This window comes from Burkholderia sp. RF4-BP95 (genome assembly GCF_001521985.1).
Classification (GTDB): domain Bacteria; phylum Pseudomonadota; class Gammaproteobacteria; order Burkholderiales; family Burkholderiaceae; genus Burkholderia; species Burkholderia diffusa.
This window is the reverse complement of the sequence record NZ_LOSX01000066.1, coordinates 243,002-258,966: the sequence shown is the minus strand read 5'-3', so window position 1 is coordinate 258,966 and position 15,965 is coordinate 243,002. Positions and strand designations below refer to the sequence as shown.

The 15,965-nt window shown below is 66.6% G+C and carries 14 protein-coding genes and 2 tRNA genes; 5 read left to right on the top strand and 11 right to left on the bottom strand.

Features of this window, described 5'->3' with window-relative positions; translation table 11 throughout:
* Window positions 1–25: 25 nt before the first annotated feature.
* The 3 genes from WS46_RS22355 to WS46_RS22345 form a co-directional block, all read right to left on the bottom strand.
* On the bottom strand, window positions 26–1,780 hold the full coding sequence (locus tag WS46_RS22355) for an AMP-binding protein (RefSeq protein WP_059691796.1): 1,755 nt from the start codon (window positions 1,778–1,780) through the stop codon (window positions 26–28).
* 282 nt (window positions 1,781–2,062) lie between these two features.
* The gene (locus tag WS46_RS22350; protein WP_059691795.1) at window positions 2,063–2,881 is read right to left on the bottom strand and encodes a TetR/AcrR family transcriptional regulator; all 819 of its coding nucleotides are present in this window, start codon (window positions 2,879–2,881) and stop codon (window positions 2,063–2,065) included.
* Window positions 2,882–3,098: 217 nt separating this feature from the next.
* Entirely contained in the window at window positions 3,099–4,319 is a 1,221-nt protein-coding gene (locus WS46_RS22345) for an MFS transporter (protein WP_059691794.1), read from the bottom strand.
* A gap of 281 nt (window positions 4,320–4,600) precedes the next feature.
* On the opposite strand from WS46_RS22345, the gene WS46_RS22340 reads away from it, so the two are divergent.
* The 3 genes from WS46_RS22340 to WS46_RS22330 all read left to right on the top strand — a co-directional run bounded on the left by WS46_RS22340 (window position 4,601) and on the right by WS46_RS22330 (window position 7,637).
* Window positions 4,601–5,143, top strand: a complete 543-nt coding sequence (locus tag WS46_RS22340; protein ID WP_059691793.1) for a GNAT family N-acetyltransferase — start codon at window positions 4,601–4,603, stop codon at window positions 5,141–5,143.
* Between the two features lie 115 nt (window positions 5,144–5,258).
* Window positions 5,259–5,885, top strand: a complete 627-nt coding sequence (locus tag WS46_RS22335) for a ParB-like protein (RefSeq protein WP_059691792.1) — start codon at window positions 5,259–5,261, stop codon at window positions 5,883–5,885.
* Window positions 5,886–5,909: 24 nt separating this feature from the next.
* Window positions 5,910–7,637 carry a SulP family inorganic anion transporter gene (locus tag WS46_RS22330; protein WP_059691791.1) on the top strand — a complete coding sequence of 576 codons (1,728 nt, stop codon included), beginning with the start codon at window positions 5,910–5,912 and terminating at the stop codon, window positions 7,635–7,637.
* A 42-nt stretch (window positions 7,638–7,679) separates the two neighbouring features.
* On the opposite strand, the gene WS46_RS22325 is transcribed toward WS46_RS22330, so the two are convergent.
* From WS46_RS22325 to WS46_RS22300, 6 genes are all read right to left on the bottom strand, one after another.
* A complete protein-coding gene (locus WS46_RS22325) occupies window positions 7,680–8,627 on the bottom strand; it encodes a carbohydrate kinase (protein WP_059691790.1) in 948 nt (315 codons plus the stop codon).
* Between the two features lie 136 nt (window positions 8,628–8,763).
* Complete coding sequence (locus WS46_RS22320) at window positions 8,764–9,708, bottom strand: ABC transporter substrate-binding protein (RefSeq protein ID WP_059532945.1); 945 nt, start codon at window positions 9,706–9,708, stop codon at window positions 8,764–8,766.
* Window positions 9,709–9,794: 86 nt separating this feature from the next.
* On the bottom strand, window positions 9,795–10,832 hold the full coding sequence (locus tag WS46_RS22315) for a ribose ABC transporter permease (RefSeq protein ID WP_059532942.1): 1,038 nt from the start codon (window positions 10,830–10,832) through the stop codon (window positions 9,795–9,797).
* Between the two features lie 40 nt (window positions 10,833–10,872).
* Complete coding sequence (locus tag WS46_RS22310) at window positions 10,873–12,426, bottom strand: sugar ABC transporter ATP-binding protein (RefSeq protein ID WP_059691789.1); 1,554 nt, start codon at window positions 12,424–12,426, stop codon at window positions 10,873–10,875.
* Window positions 12,413–13,660, bottom strand: coding sequence for an ROK family protein (locus tag WS46_RS22305; RefSeq protein WP_059691837.1), 1,248 nt, complete (start codon window positions 13,658–13,660; stop codon window positions 12,413–12,415). The genes WS46_RS22310 and WS46_RS22305 overlap by 14 nt, the downstream gene beginning before the upstream one ends.
* Before the next feature lie 325 nt (window positions 13,661–13,985).
* Window positions 13,986–14,072 (bottom strand) — tRNA-Leu (locus WS46_RS22300).
* Window positions 14,073–14,506: 434 nt separating this feature from the next.
* Between WS46_RS22300 and WS46_RS22295 the strand changes: the two genes are divergently transcribed.
* Together WS46_RS22295 and WS46_RS35575 are read left to right on the top strand one after the other, a co-directional pair.
* Window positions 14,507–15,070 (top strand): flavodoxin family protein, encoded by a 564-nt coding sequence (locus WS46_RS22295; protein WP_059532936.1) that lies wholly within the window; start codon window positions 14,507–14,509, stop codon window positions 15,068–15,070.
* A gap of 23 nt (window positions 15,071–15,093) precedes the next feature.
* The gene (locus tag WS46_RS35575; RefSeq protein WP_156443170.1) at window positions 15,094–15,354 is read left to right on the top strand and encodes a hypothetical protein; all 261 of its coding nucleotides are present in this window, start codon (window positions 15,094–15,096) and stop codon (window positions 15,352–15,354) included.
* Window positions 15,355–15,359: 5 nt separating this feature from the next.
* Here WS46_RS35575 and WS46_RS22290 read toward each other — a convergent pair.
* Window positions 15,360–15,446: transfer RNA gene (locus WS46_RS22290), tRNA-Leu, on the bottom strand.
* 29 nt (window positions 15,447–15,475) lie between these two features.
* On the bottom strand, window positions 15,476–15,784 hold the full coding sequence (locus WS46_RS22285) for a hypothetical protein (RefSeq protein WP_059691788.1): 309 nt from the start codon (window positions 15,782–15,784) through the stop codon (window positions 15,476–15,478).
* Window positions 15,785–15,965: the final 181 nt, after the last annotated feature.

The following is a 15,965-nucleotide window of genomic DNA, read 5'->3' as shown; positions in this document are numbered from 1 at the left end:
AGCATCTCCCGGGGCGATGGATCGTTCAGCCTTGCTTCGCGGCCTTGAGCTTGGCGAGTTCCTCGTCGCGCAGCGCGCGGCGCAGGATCTTGCCGACGTTCGTCTGCGGCAGCGCGTCGCGGAATTCGACGAACTTCGGCATCTTGTAACCGGTCAGGTTCTTGCGGCAATGCGCGAGCACGTCGTCGACCGTCAGCGTCGGGTCGCGGCGCACGACGAAGACCTTGATCCGTTCGCCCTGGACTTCGTCCGGGATGCCGATCGCGGCGGCTTCGCTGATGCCCGGATGCATGACCAGCACTTCCTCGATCTCGTTCGGATACACGTTGAAGCCCGAGACGAGGATCATGTCCTTCTTGCGGTCGATCAGGCGGATGAAGCCGCGCTCGTCCATCACGCCGATGTCGCCGGTGCCGAGCCAGCCGTCGGCGTCGATCACCTTCGCGGTCTCGTCGGGCCGCTGCCAGTAGCCGCGCATCACCTGCGGGCCGTGCACGCACAGCTCGCCCGGCTCGCCGACGGCGGCCCAGGTGCCGTCCTCGCGCCGGAAGCGCACGAGCGTCGACGGGGCGGGCAGGCCGATCGAGCCGCTGAACGCGGCCATGTCGGTCAGATCCACCGGATTCATCGTGACGATCGGCGAGCATTCGGTGAGCCCGTAGCCTTCGACGACCGGCCGCCCCGTGACCTCCTGAAAGCGCTCCGCGACCGCGCGCTGCATCGCCATGCCGCCCGCCATCGCGAGCTTGAGCTTCGAGAAGTCGCGCTTGCGGAATTCCTCGTTGTCGAGGAACGCGTTGTAAAGCGTGTTGATCCCGGTGATTCCGGTGAACGTCTCGTTGCGGATGATCTTCATCACCATGTTCATGTCGCGCGGATTCGCGATCAGGATGTTGCGCCCGCCGAGCCCCATGAAGATGAACGCGTTCACCGTCAGCGAATAGATGTGATAAAGCGGCAGCGGCGTCAGCACGGTCTCGACGTCGCCCGAGACCTGGTCGGCGATCCACGCCTTGGCCTGCAGCAGGTTCGCGATCAGGTTGCCGTGCGTGAGCATCGCGCCTTTCGCGACGCCGGTCGTGCCGCCCGTGTATTGCAGGAACGCGAGATCGTCGCGCGTCGTCTGCACCGGTTGCGGTTTGCCGCGTGCGCCGAGCGCGAGGGCGGCGCGCAGCCGGATCGCCTGCGGCAGGCTGTAGGCCGGCACGAGCTTCTTCACGTGCTTCAGCACGAAATTGATCAGGCGTCCTTTTGCATTGAAGCCGTCGGCGAGCAGGTCGCCGAGCGCGGTGACGACGATGTTCTTCACCTGCGTTTCCGGCAACGCGTCCTGCAGCGTGCGCGCGAAGTTCTCGAATACGACGATCGTCTGCGCGCCGCTGTCCTTCAGTTGGTGCGCGAGTTCGCGCGCGGTATAGAGCGGGTTGACGTTGACGACGATCGCGCCGGCCTTCAGCGTCCCGAACAGCGCGACCGGGTACTGGAACGTATTCGGCAGCATGATGGCGACGCGGTCGCCCGGCTTCACGCCGGTGCTTTGCAGATACGACGCGAACGCATCGACTTTTTGCGCGAGCGTGCGATAGGTCATCGATGCGCCTGCGCTCACGTAGGCGACGCGCTCGGCGAAGCGCGTCGTGCATTCGTCGAAGAATTGCACGAGTGATGCGTATTGCGTGACGTCGATTTCGTGCGGCACGCCGGGCGGATACGAGGCGTACCAGATGCCGTCGGTGTTCGGCGGGAGTTGGGCCGCTGCGGTTGCTGCGGATGAGGACATGATGTGTCTCCGGTGTCGACGAGCGTTAGCGCTTCAGCGCTTACGCTCGTCCCATGCTTCGCGGTCGACGAGCGTTAGCGCTTCAGCGCTTACGCTCGTCCCATGCTTTGCGGTCGACGAGAGTTGACGCTTCAGCGCTAACTCTCGCCCCATGCTTTTTCGTCGACGAGCGCAAGCCAGACTTGGCTCCCGCCGCATGACATTCGTTCGGCCCGGGCCAGCGTGTCAACGCCGGCCCGGGCCGCCAAAATCGTGAATCGCCGCCTGCGCGGCCTCGTGCGATCAGCTCGCCGAATGCACCGTCGCCGGATCGGCGGCCGGCGCGCTCGCGGGCAGCCCGAACGCCTCGCTCGCACCCGCATCGTCGAGCACGGCCGCGAAGATCGACAGCTGCGCGCTGTCTGGCATCGGCGCCTTCAGCGCGGCGACGATCAGCGAGGACAACCGCGCGATCATCTGCACGTCGTTCATCGTGCGGCCTTGCGAGAATTCGTCGATGAGGCTTTCGGTTTCGGCCCCGGCCAGCGCGCCGGACAGCGCGCCGATCGCGAAGTGCAGCCGCCAGCCGAGCTCCGTGCGCGGCAGGTGCGGCAGCGCGCGCTGGAATGCGTCGAAGAAGCGGCCCGCGACGCTCGCGTAGTGCGCGGTCAGGAAGTTGCGCACGAACGGCGACGGGTCGGTATACGCGCGGCCGATCAGCCGCAGGAACGCGGGGCCGCCGCGCTCGGGGTCGCGCGACGCCTTCAGCGCGGGAATGAACATCGCGCCGAGCACGTGCTCGCAGGTGATGTGTGCACCGAGCTGCGCATCGAAGCGGTCGAGGATGCCGAGACGTTCCTGGTTGAGCTGATCGAGCCGACGCGACAGCATCGCGTGGATCAACGCTTCCTTGCTGCCGAAGTGGTAGTTGACCGCGGCGAGGTTCACCGCCGCGCGCGACGTGATCTGCCGCATCGACATCGCTTCGAAGCCATGTTCGATGAACAGGTCCTCGGCCGCATCGAGAATGCGCGCCTTCGTCCCGCCGGTCTGCCGATTTCCGGATGACCGCGTCCCGGACGGCCGTCCCGCCGACGGTCGCCCCTCCTGACTGACTGCCATGTCCCGCCTCCCAATGCCGGTCGCCCGGCCGCGAACAGGTGATTTGATTATCTGATTCAAACAGCCGTTTTTATTAAGATAAAAAAACGCGGGCGGCGCGGGCAAGCGCGGAATCTGGACAAATTCCTCTAGTTCGATGTGCGAATGCGGAAAGTCTGTCGCGCGGCCTCGGCGGGGATGGGGCGCGCGCGATGGTGCGATGCGGCAATGCACGGGCTCAGTCGACGGTGCTACGCGTATTGACCGATTGCGTCATGTCGATGCCGCGCCGTTCGCGGCTGAACAGGATCAGCACGGCGATCACGACGGCCACGATGCCGGCCACGAGCGCCAGCGCGAAACCGTAGTTGTCGCCCTGGGAAACCGCGAGCGACGCCTGCATCGTCGCGTTGCCGGACGCGAGCAGGTTGCCGAGCTGGTAGACGACGCCGGGGAACGTCGCACGAATCTCGTCGGGCGAGATCTCGTTCAGGTGGACGGGGATCACGCCCCACGCACCCTGTACGGAGATCTGCATCAGGAACGCGCCGGCGGCGAGCGCGACCGGGCCGCTCGAGAACGCCCACAGCGGCAGCACCGGCAGCGCGATCAGCGCGGCGACGAAGATCGCGCGACGGCGGCCGATCTTCTCCGAGATCGCGCCGAACGACAGGCCGCCGACGATCGCGCCGATGTTCAGCACGATCGTGATCCACGACACGGTATGCGGATCGAAGTGATGCTGTTCGCGCAGGAAGGTGGGGTAGAGGTCCTGCGTGCCGTGCGAGAAGAAGTTGAACGCGGTCATCAGCACGATCGCGTAGATCGTGAGTTTCCAGTTCTGCCGGATCGTGGTCGCGAGACTCGGCCGCGGACGCTTTTCCATCTGCTTCCAGGCCGGCGATTCGGGCACGTGCGTGCGCACATACAGCACGAGCAGCGCGGGCAGCACGCCGACCATGAACATGCCGCGCCAGCCGATGTACTGGTAGAACAGGCCGAACACGACGGACGCGAGCAGGTAGCCGCTCGGATAGCCGGCCTGCAGCAAGCCCGACACGAAGCCGCGCGCGTGGGTCGGCACGGTTTCCATCGTCAGCGCGGAGCCGACGCCCCATTCGCCGCCCATCGCGATGCCGAACAGCGCGCGCAGCGCCAGCAGCGCGGCGAGGCTCGGCGCGAAGCCCGACGCGAGTTCGAGCAGCGAATAGCACGCGATGTTGACCATCAGCGTCGGACGGCGGCCGAACCGGTCGGCGAGCCGGCCGAAGATCAGCGCGCCGATCGGGCGCATCGCGAGCGTGAGCGTCAGCGCGAACGCGACCGCGGGGATCGTCGACGCGAATTCGGCGGCGATGTCCTTCAGCACGAAGACCATCAGGAAGAAATCGAACGCGTCGAGTGTCCAGCCCAGGTAGGCGGCGATCGTGACGTTGCGTTGTTCGCGGGTCCAGCTCATGTCCGAGGTCTCCTCGTAGGCTTGCGCGCTCACGATCCGCTGGCGGATGCCGGCCCGGCTTGCGCGCGGTGCGGGGGCATGGATCGAGTGTAGGCCGCGGCTCCGTGCGACGTGGGGTGCGATAACCTCGAATCGGGAATAATCCCTATGAAATGGATTGTTGAGAAAATGGAAATGAGCATGCGCGAGACGGGCGACAGGCGTCTGTATCATTCCGGAAGGCTTTTTGTATCAGTCATGTAATGTGCGCGACGCGCATCGCCACCGAATCAGGAGTCCCGATGACCGAACCATCCGTTGCCGCGTTGCCCGTCCTGGAGACCGGGCGGTTGTGGCTGCGCCCGCGCGTGCTGGCCGATCTCGACGCGAGCATCGAGATGGATCGCGATCCCGAGGTCACGCGCTACATCGCGGGCCCGTGGCACGACCCTGACGAACATCGCCGCTTCGTCACGCACCGGATCACGCGCGCGTATCCGCCGGGCCTCGGCTACTGGTCGATCTTCGAGAAGGCCGCCCCCGATGCGTTCATCGGATGGATCCTGCTGATTCCCGACTATGCGGGCGGCGCGCGCGACGTCGAGATCGGCTGGCGGCTCGTGCGTGCGGCGTGGGGGCGCGGCATCGCATGCGAGGCCGCCGCGGCCGTCGTGCGTCATGCGTTCGACACCGTGCGGCTGCCGCGCGTGATCGCCGATATCGCCGAGGCGAACACGGGTTCGCTGAACGTCGCACGCAAGCTCGGGATGCGCCGCGTGAGCGTCGTTCACGACGGGATTCCTTACGTGCGCCACCGTCTCGAGCGCGACGACCTGCGTGCATAGTGTTGCGTCCGGTTGTCAGAGATGGTCAAGCACAGGCATATCGAGGCCGTGACGTATTAACGGCTCGTCAGATCAGGAGTATCGTTGCCGGAAATTCGTAACATGGGGTACGACCATGGCACTCGGCAACGACGTTCATCTCATTCCCGTCCGGCTCGACGCACTGCGTCCGACGCAAATGACGGTCGGCTATCGCGAAGTGAAAGCGAAGCGCAAGCACTGGAAGACGCTCGACAAGCGCGCACGCAAGGCCGCGATCGAGTCGCACTGGTTTCCGGCCGTCCTCGGCCCGGGCGGGCTGCACTACATCACCGATCATCACCACCTCGGCCTCGCGCTGATCGAGGAAGGGGAGACCCGTGTGAACGCGATGCTGCTGAAGGATCTGTCCTGGCTCGACGACACGATCTTCTGGCGGATGATGGAACACAACCAGTGGGTGCATCCGTTCGGCGCGGACGGTTCGCGTCGCGACTACGCACATCTGCCGAAGGCGCTGACGGGGCTCGAGGACGATCCGTACCGGAGCCTTGCGGGCGAGCTGCGCACGGCCGGCGGCTACGCGAAGGATGCGACGCCGTTCAGCGAATTCCTGTGGGCCGACTACCTGCGCCAGCACGTAACGCTCGACCAGATCCGCAAGAACTTCTCGAAGGCGCTCGACCTCTCGCTGCGCCGTGCGCACGAGCAGGACGCGCGCTATCTGCCCGGCTGGTCGGGCGTCATTGCCGTCAAGCCCTGATACGCGCCCGGTGCCTGCCACTTCATGACGACCGTCCCGCCCCGTCCGGATGCCGGCCCGCAGCATCCCGAGCATTTCGCTGCACTCGATGCGGCAACGTCGCCGCCCATGCGGCGCATCGGCCTCGACGCGCTGGCCGGCGTATCGATCGCCGGGCTGCTGATTCCCGAGGCGGTCGCGTACGCGGGTCTCGCCAACCTGCCGCCGCAGGCCGGTCTCATCGCGCTGCTGTCGGGGCTCGTCGTCTATGCGCTGACCGGCAGCAGCCGCTTTGCGATCGTGTCGTCGACGTCGTCGTCGGCGGCCGTGCTCGCCGCGACCGTGCTGGCCGAGTCCGGGATGGCGCTTGCCGCGCAGCTCGCGCTGGCGGCCGCGCTCGTCGCGATGACCGGCGTGCTGTTCATCCTGGCGGGCGCCGCGCGACTGGGCGGCATGTCGGATTTCGTCGCGCGTCCGGTGCTGCGCGGTTTCACGTTCGGCCTGGCGCTGACGATCGTCATCAAGCAGTTGCCGAAGATTCTCGCGATCTCCGTGCAGCACAGCGACGCGCCGCATGTCGCGCTCGAGCTCGTCGCCGGCGCGCCGCATGCGAACCTCGCGAGCGTCGCGCTCGGCGCGACCGCGCTCGCGTTGCTGTTCGTGCTCGGCCGGCGCTCGCGCGTGCCCGCGACACTGGTCGTGATCGTGCTGTCGATCGCGGCCGGGTATATGGTCGACTGGCAGCACTACGGGATCGCGATCGTCGGGCACATCGATTTCCGGCACATCGAATTCGGCCTGCCGCATCTCGACCGCAATGCATGGATGCAGACGGTCGAACTTGCTTTCGCGCTGATGCTGATCCTGTATGCGGAGTCGTACGGATCGATTCGCAACTTCGCGCTGAAGCATGGCGACAGCGTGTCGCCGAACCGCGACCTCGTCGCGCTCGGCTGCGCGAACCTCGTGTCCGGGCTGCTGCACGGGATGCCGGTCGGCGCCGGCTATTCGGCGACGTCCGCGAACGAGGCGGCCGGTGCGCGGTCGCGTTTCGCGGGCTTGTGGGCGGCCGGCGTGGTCGCGCTGATCGTGTGGCTGCTGCTGCCGCAGCTTGCGCGCACGCCGGAGCCCGTGCTCGCGGCGATCGTGATCTTTGCGGTCAGCCACTCGCTGCATCCGACGGTGTTCCGGCCGTACTGGGTCTGGCATCGCGACCGGCTCGTCGTGATCGCCGCGCTGCTCGCGGTGCTCGTGCTCGGCGTGCTGCACGGCCTGCTCGCGGCCATCGGCGTGAGCCTGCTGCTGACGCTGCGCAAGTTGTCGGAGCCGAACGTGAGCGTGCTCGGCCGGTTGCGCGACGGGCACGACTTCGTCGACGTCGCGAATCATGCCGATGCGACGCCGGTACCCGGCGTGCTGATCGTGCGGCCCGAGGCGCAGCTGTTCTTCGCGAACGCGGACCGGATGCTCAATCGCGTGCGTGCGCTGATGAAGGCCGCGCCCGATACGCGTACCGTGCTGCTGAGTCTCGAGGAAACGCCGGACGTGGACGGCACGACGATCGAGTCGTTGCGCACGTTCGCGGCCGAATGCGCGGCCCGTGGGCTGCAGTTCGCGATCGTGCGGCTCAAGGAGCACGCGCTGCATGCGCTGCGCCGCGCGGCCGACGAGACGCTGCGCGACGACGCGATGTCCGAACTGAGTGTCGACGAAAGCCTGCAACTGCTGCAGGCGCGCGGTAATGGCGGGAAGGGCGCGCAGGGCGGTGCGTGACGATGAGGAGCGAACGCGCCGTCCCGCGCGTTCCGGTGTCGCCTAGTGCGATAGCGCGGCGTCGGCCGCTTCGGCGGTCGCGGGGTGGGCCATCACCTCTGCCACCTCGGCAGCCGTCGGCGCATACGCGCCCGCATGCGCACAGGCGACCGCCGCGCAGGCGGCCGCATAGCGCAGATGATCGGCGGCCGATGCGCCGGGGCGCGTGAGCTGGCTGGCGAGCCAGCCACCGATGCTGGCGTCGCCGCAGCCGACGGTATCGGCGACCTCGGTCGCGAACGCCGGTTGGAACAGCGCGGAATCGCGATGCAGGAGCTGCATCCCGGCCGCGCCGCGCGTGACGAGCACGCTCGCATCGGGTGCCCACGCGCGCAATTGCGCGAGCGCGGCGGCTTCGTCGCGTTCGGGGAACAGGCCGCGCAGATCTTCGTCGGAGACCTTGATCCAGTCGGCGAGACTTGCCAGCCGCCGCAGGGTGGCGCGATACGACGGCGCGGCCATCGGCGCGCGATAGTTCGGATCGAACGAGATTCGTTTGCCGGCGGCGCGTGCAGCCTGCACGACGTCGATCAGGCGCGATGCAAGCGGCTCGCGCACGACGCCGAGCGAGCCGACGTGCACGATCTCGGCCGCGTCGAGCGCGCCGTCGGGCAAGTCGGCCGGATCGAACGCGAGATCGGCGCTGTTTTCGCCGATGAAGAAATAGTCGGGCGGCTGTTTCGACACGACCATCGCGAGCAGCGGCGCACGATCGATCTGCCGGATGAAGCGCGGGTCGAGCCCGGCATCGGCGCTCCTGCGCATCAATTCGTCGCCGAAGATGTCGCGGCTGACCGTGCCGGCGAAGGCGGTCGGCACGCCGAGCCGCGCGCCGACGCGCGCCACGTTCCAGCACGAGCCGCCGGCGACGCTGCGCCAGTGCTGCGCGTCGTCGCGGATGAAATCGGTCAGCGCTTCGCCGAATACGATCAGGCGGGGGAACGTCGTCATGTCGAAACCTTGTGCCGTGGCGTGTCGCGCGGCGGTGCAGCGGTTGAGGTGAGCGGACGGGCAGGGCCGGGCGCCGCGCGCGGCGATACGGCGGCGTGGCCCGGCACCGCCCGGGATCGCGGGTGGCGTCGCGCGATCAGCGCGGGCTGCTCCAGCCCTTGTAGCCCTTCACATTGTCGCGCGTGACGAGCGTCGGCTCGATCAGGATCATCGGATTGGCCGGCTTCTGGCCGTTCATGATCCCGTAGCCGACGTTGACGGCCTGTTGCGCCATCGCCCACGGGTCCTGGCTCGACGACGCCTGCACGAGCGTGTTGGACTTCAGCGCCACCTCGATGTCCGGCGCGCCGTCGACCGACGTGATCACGATGTTCGGGCGATTCAGCTGCTTCGCCGCGAGGTCGCTGCCGATCGCCTGCGGGTCGTTGATCGTGAACACGCCGTCGAGCTTCGGAAAGCGCGTCAGGTAGCCCTGCATCGCGTTCATCCCGCCTTCGCGCGAGCCCTTGCCGTCCTGGTCGCTCGACAGCAGCTTGATGCCGGGGTTTTTCGCGAGCACGGCCTTGCAGCCGTTCACGCGATCGATCACGGCCGACACCTGCGGGCCGTTCTCGATGATCACGTTGCCCTTGCCGCTGAGCTTCTTCGCGAGGTAGTCGCACGCCAGCTCGCCGGCCTTCACGTTGTTGGTCTGCACGGTCGCATTCGCGCCGGCTGCCGCGACGTCCACCGCGACGACCGTGATGCCGGCCGCCTGCGCCTTCTTCACCGCCGGCTCGATCGCCTTCGGATCGGTCGCGTTGAGCAGGATCATGTCGACGTGTGCGGAGATGAAGTTGTCGATCTGGGTGAACTGCTTGTTCAGGTCGTAATCGGCGGAAACCGCGGTGACCTTCGCGTTCGGGTTGAGCTGTTTGGCGCGTGCTTCGGCGCCCTTCACGATCGTGACGAAGTACGGGTTGCCGAGCGACCCGACCGTGACGCCGATCGATTTCAGCGGCTTGTCGGCTGCGTGGGCGGCGGCGGCGCCGAAGGCGAGCGCGCAGGCGATGGCGGTCAGGGCGGCTTTGTGCTTGAACATGTCGTTGTGTCTCCGGAAGGTCCGTTGGCGGACGGGCGCAGGAGGACCTGCCTGCGCCCTGATGGTTGAATGGTGAGGAGTGCGTGTCAGGTACGGGCCGAGTCGCGCTGGCGATAGCGGTCGAGCGCGACGGCGCCGATGATCACGAGCCCCTTGATGATGTATTGCCAGATGTCGGACACGCCGAGCAGCACGAGACCGTTGGTCAGAACCGCGATGATCAGCGCACCGATCAGCGTGCCGACGATCGAGCCGACGCCGCCGACGAAGCTCGTGCCGCCGAGGATCACCGCGGCGATCGCATCGAGTTCGTACGACTGGCCGAGCTGCAGGCCGTTGGCCGCATAGAGCCGCGCGGCCGACATCACCGCGCCGAGCCCCGCGAGCAGACCCGACGCGGCATACACGAACAGCTGGATCGCCCGCACATTGATGCCCGACAGGCGCGCGGCTTCGGGGTTGCCGCCGACCGAATAGATCCGCATCCCGAGCACCGTGCGGCGCAGGATGAACCAGGACAGCGCGATCACCGCGCACGCGATCACAACGAGCCAGGGCACGCCGAGGATCGTGCCGTTGCCGATGAACGCGAACGGCAGTTGCGGGTTGAAGACGGTCGTGTCGTTGCCGATCAGGCGGGCGACCCCGCGCACGGCGGTCATCGCGCCGAGCGTGACGATGAACGGCGGCAGGCGCAGGAACGAGATCAGGCCGCCGTTGATCGCGCCGAACACGAGGCCGACCGCGAGCGCGATCGGCACGCCGAGCCAGCCCCAGCCGGGGATGGTCGACGCGAGCAGCGCGGCGACGGCCGATGCGGCGAGCACCGAACCGACCGACAGGTCGATGCCGCCCGTGAGGATCACGAAAGTCATGCCGGCGGCGAGCACGATGTTGATCGAGGCCTGCTGCGTGACGATCGACAGGTTCTGCAGCGTGAAGAAGCCATCGGTCAGGAATCCGAAGCCGATGCACAGAACCAGCAGCACCGGCAGCATGCCGGCGGTGCGCATCAGCGATTGCATGCGCGCGCGATGATCGGCGCCGCGCATCAGCGGCGTACGGTTGGCCACCGGATGGGCCGTCGCGGAAGCGAGGTTCCGCTGCTTGGTCGGATTGATCATGTCGGTACCTGGACGTAAGAGGGAGATGAAGGGGCCGTGGTCAGTGCGCGTCGGCGAGTTCGGCCTGCGAGCCGGTGGCGAGCGCGATGATCGCTTCCTGCGTGATGGGTGTGTGCATGTGGCCGCCGAGTTGGCCGGCGATCTCGCCTTCGCGCATCACGAGCACGCGATCGGCGACACCGATGATTTCCGGCAGCTCGCTCGAGATCACGATCACGCCGACGCCCGCACGGGCCAGTTCGTTGATGATCCGGTAGATCTCGGATTTCGCGCCGATGTCGACGCCGCGCGTCGGTTCGTCGAGGATCAGCACGCGCGGCTTCGTCTCGAGCAGGCGCGACAGCAGCACTTTCTGCTGGTTGCCGCCCGACAGCGCGCCGACGTTCACGTTCGCGTTCGGCACGCGGATCGACAGCGAGGCGATCGCGTCGCGCGCGCGTTCGGCGCCGCGTGCGAGATCGAGCGCGCCGAGCCGGGCGTCGCGGTTGCACACGGAGATGTTGATGTTGTCGTGCACGCTCATGTCCAGGAACAGGCCCTGGCGCTTGCGGTCTTCCGTCAGGTAGACGAGGCCCGCGTCGATCGCGTCGCGCGGCGAATGGGCGCCGAACGTCCGATCGCCCAGCTTCACGTCGCCGCGCGTGCGCGGTTCCGCGCCGAAGATCAGCCGCGCAAGTTCGGTGCGGCCTGCGCCGACGAGCCCGGCGATGCCGAGCACCTCGCCCGCATGCAGGTCGAGGCTGCAGCCGCGCACGCGGTCGCCGTCGGCGATGTCGCGTACCGACAGCAGCAGGTGGCCGGGGTCGTACGGCGCATGTTCCTTCTTGTAGAAGCCGGAGATATCGCGGCCCACCATCATCGCGACGAGCCGCTCGGCCGACAGCGATTCGCGCTCGAGCGTGCCGACGTACGATCCGTCGCGCAGCACCGACACGCGGTCGGACAATTCATAGATCTCGGCCATCCGGTGGCTGATGTAGATGATCGCGAGACCTTCCTCGCGCAGCTGGCGGATCAGGCCGAACAAATGCTCGGTCTCGCGCGACGACAGCGGTGTCGTCGGTTCGTCCATCACGAGGATGCGTGCGCGGGTGTGCACGGCGCGCGCGATTTCGACGAGTTGCTGCTCGGCGATCGACAGCGTGCCGACGAGCGTGTCGGGCCCGAACGGGGCGCCGAGACGCGTGAGCACGTCCTGGCAGCCGCGCGCCATCGCCGCGCGGTCGATGGTGCCCCAGCGCCGGTTGCCGCGCCGCAGTTCGCGGCCGACGTAGATGTTTTCCGCCACCGTCAGGTTCGGCGCGAGGCACAGCTCCTGGTAGATCACCGCGACGCCCGCATCGCGCGCGGCAAGCGGACCGTCGACGTCGATGCGCTCGCCGTCGATCAGGATTTCGCCGCCGGCGTCGGCGCGGTACGCACCCGACAGGATCTTCATCAGCGTCGATTTGCCCGCGCCGTTCTCGCCCATCAGCGAGTGGATCTCGCCCGGATAGACGGTCAGGCTGACGTTGTCGAGCGCGCGCACGGCCGGGAACGTCTTGCTGATCCGGCGCATCTCGAGCAGCGGCCGGGGCGACTCAGAACGCGACATGGTTGACCTCCTGCGATTCGGTGCGGGCGCCCTTGAGGATGCCGGCCCGCGGGGAGAAGTTGAAGAACATCGGCAGCGTCGCGGCGCCGATCGCGCCGGCGTCGGCGCCGAACGTGCCGCGCACGAGCGTCGGCGTGCCGCGGGCTTCCGGCGCGGTGGCGACGAGCGCCGCGCGCAGGCGGGTCGTCAGCGCATCGAGCAGGCCGGCGTCGGTATCGGCATCGAGCACGACCACCGGCGCATCGACGACGCACAGCACCGCGCGCAATGCCGGGGCGAGTGCGTCGACGCAGTCGTCGATCCATTCGTCGACCGCCGGCAGGCCGCGCGCGATGCAGGCTTCGAGATCGGCGCGGTTCTCGACCGTCTCGCCGTGATGGCGCAGGTGGCGCACGAGCGCATGCAGCGATGCGCGGGCGAGCAGGATGTCCCACGGGCCGCGCGGCGGCGGCGCCGAGGCCAGCCGGCTCGGCGGGACGGGAATCACGGCGATGTCGCCGGCATTGCCGGTCACGCCGCGCAGGCAGTCGCCGTCGATCGCGATGCCGCCGCCGATCGCCGGACCGATGAACAGGTAGACGAAGTCGTCGCACTGCCGGCCGTACCCGTAGAACAGTTCGGCGATCGCGGCCGCGTTGCCGTCGTTTTCGCCGAACACGGGCAGCGACAGCGTGCGCCCGAGGTCGCTCGCGAAGTCGACGTCTTCCCATGCGCGGAACGTGTCGGGCGCGAGGCCGAGCTCGCGCATCCATGCGCCGAGGTTGTACGGCTGCGCGACGCCGACGCCCGCCAGGCGCGCGCGCTCATGCGCGGGAAGCAGATCCTGCATCGCATCGATGTCGCGTCGCACGATGTCGAGCACGTCGGCGGGCGGGGGGAGCAGCATGTCGTGGGAGCGGCGGCCGAGCACGTCGCCCGCGAAATTGACGAGCGCCGTCTCGATGCGCATCCGGTCGAGATGGACGCCGATGCCGAACGCGCCGCGCGGATCGAGGCGGATCAGCGATGCCGGCTGGCCGCGCTGGCCTTCGGTGCGGCCGGCGAACGCGATCAGCTTCGCATCGGCGAGCGACGCGATGATGCTGCCGACCGCCGTGCCCGTCATGTTCGCGAGACGGGCGAGGTCGGCCTTCGATGCGCTACCCGCACGGCGCAGCGTCTTCAACAGCAGGCGCTCGTTGTAACGGCGCACGTTGGCCGAGTTGCTTCCCTGGCCGATGTGCGGGCTTCTCATGGCGTCTCCTTCCATGGGCGCGTCGGTTGCGACGCATTAAATAAATCACGTTGATTTATTTAACCGCGTGAGCGGCGGCGTGTCAGCCTAGGGAAATCCCGGTTTTGCCTCTGGGTGGGGATGGATGCTGGTGGGCAAGGGTGAGGCGAATCACGGGTGGCGAAGTGATTGTCGCCGCGCACGAGGGCGGGCGTGGATTCGGCACTCGGTGCGTGTTGGCGGGCTGGGGGAGTTGCGCTGCGGCCGCGGCGAAAGCGCGCCCGCAGGGATTCTGGAGCCGGAAATGAAAAAAGGCCGGCATAAAGCCGACCTTTTCAAAAACAGATGGTGCCCAGGAGAGGACTCGAACCTCCACGATGTTGCCACCGCTAGGACCTGAACCTAGTGCGTCTACCAATTCCGCCACCTGGGCACGTTTCGCTTTGCTGCATCGCGAAAGACCGCAATTATAGCGTGACTGAAGGGCGTGTCAACAGATTTTTGCGCGATCGTTTGGATCGGTGAGAAAAAGGGCGCGCCTGGTTCGTCGCGTCTGAACACATTGACCCGTCGATGCCGGCGCGAGGAATTACTGCCGGAAAGGATCGAGCGAATTTCCTGAATGCGCATTCACGTTTGTCGCCGGAGAAATTATTCTCGACGACATCCTGTCGTGCGGGCTGCCCCCGCGGCTACAGGATGCAATCGCAACGATTGCCCGCTGGCCCGGCGGGCCGTGTGCATCGCGCAACGCCGACACGCAATGGCGCGTGCGGCACCTGTGGGTGAAGTCGCTTGTATCGCGACTTTTTATGTTACCGTAACGGTAACGTTTATTGCGGAACGGTCCGCGTCAAGGAGTTCGTCATGTCTGAAATTGCAGTGGTTTTTCACAGCGGCTACGGCCACGCAGCCGTTATTGCGGACGCAGTTGCTCGCGGCGTCGAGAAAGTCGACGGCGCGTCAGTCAAGTTGATCCCCGTCGACGCGATCGACGAACACTGGGAGTACCTGGAGCGCGATGCGAAGGCGATCATCTTTGGCTCGCCGACCTACATGGGCAGTGCGTCCGCTCAGTTCAAGGGCTTCATGGACGCATCGTCGAAGCATTGGGGCAAGTGGCGTGACAAGCTGGCGGCCGGTTTCACGGTGTCGGCTTCGCAAAGCGGCGACAAGCTGTCGACGCTGCAACAACTGGCGGTCTTCGCTGCCCAGCATCAGATGTTGTGGGTCAGCCTCGGCCTGATGCCCGGCAACAACAGCAGTGCGGGTTCGGTCAACGATCTGAATCGGCTCGGGTCGTTTCTCGGTGCGATGGCGCAGGCAAATGCGGACGAGGGCGGCGATGCGATTCTCGAGAGCGATCGCAAGACTGCGGAAGTGCTGGGCGAGCGTGTCGCGATTGCCGCGAAACGCTGGAACGGCGCCTGACGTCGACAGCCGGGCGGGTCTTGATGGAGCGTTCGGCTGCTGAATCGGTGAAGGGGCGAGGTGTGCGTCGCGTATCCATCGAGTTCGCCGGGCATCTCGAAATTCGCGCGCCCGATTCCGCGTCGTTGCTTGAGTCGGAGATGGCAGAAGGCCGGGATAGGCCGCCCGTTTCTGGAAAGCGGAGGGGGCTTGGTAACGCGGGCGCGTGCCCCGCGCTGCGCTTGCAAGCGCAGCGCTTTGCGCCTGAAAAAGAAAAAGGCCGGCTAAAAGCCGGCCTTTCTTAAATAAGTGGTGCCCAGGAGAGGACTCGAACCTCCACGGTGTTGCCACCGCTAGGACCTGAACCTAGTGCGTCTACCAATTCCGCCACCTGGGCACGTTTCGCTTGCTGCGATGCGAAGACCGCTATTCTAGCGTGTCTTGAAAGTCTGTCAATACAATTTGTGCGACGGCCATAAAAATTTCGCGCGTCGCATATTCAGGGCGTCGCGCGCAGATCGGAATCGCACGCGTTGCCGTGAAATTCCTGCGCAGCGCATCAGCTGTGTCGACGCAGGTCTGCAGCAAACCAGCTGCGCGAAACGTATCGGCGTTCTTCTGCTGCTCGCCGACGTTCTGCGGGACTACGGAATCCTCACGGCGGGATTCGTGTCGACCGATGCGCAGCGTGTATGGCGAATTCTCGGCGTGCGCCGCGATGCCGGCGGCCGGCATCGCACATGCGAACCTGCGGCGGATGCATCGACGTCATGGATCGTGTTCCTCGCCGGATTCGTTGAAAGCAAAGCGGCTAACGTACCAACGGGGAGGGCAATCGATCACCGATCAATTCTGCTATCGATCGGCGTGACGGGCATATGGCGCGGCCAGCGCGCGTAATGCGAGGCTTGAAATG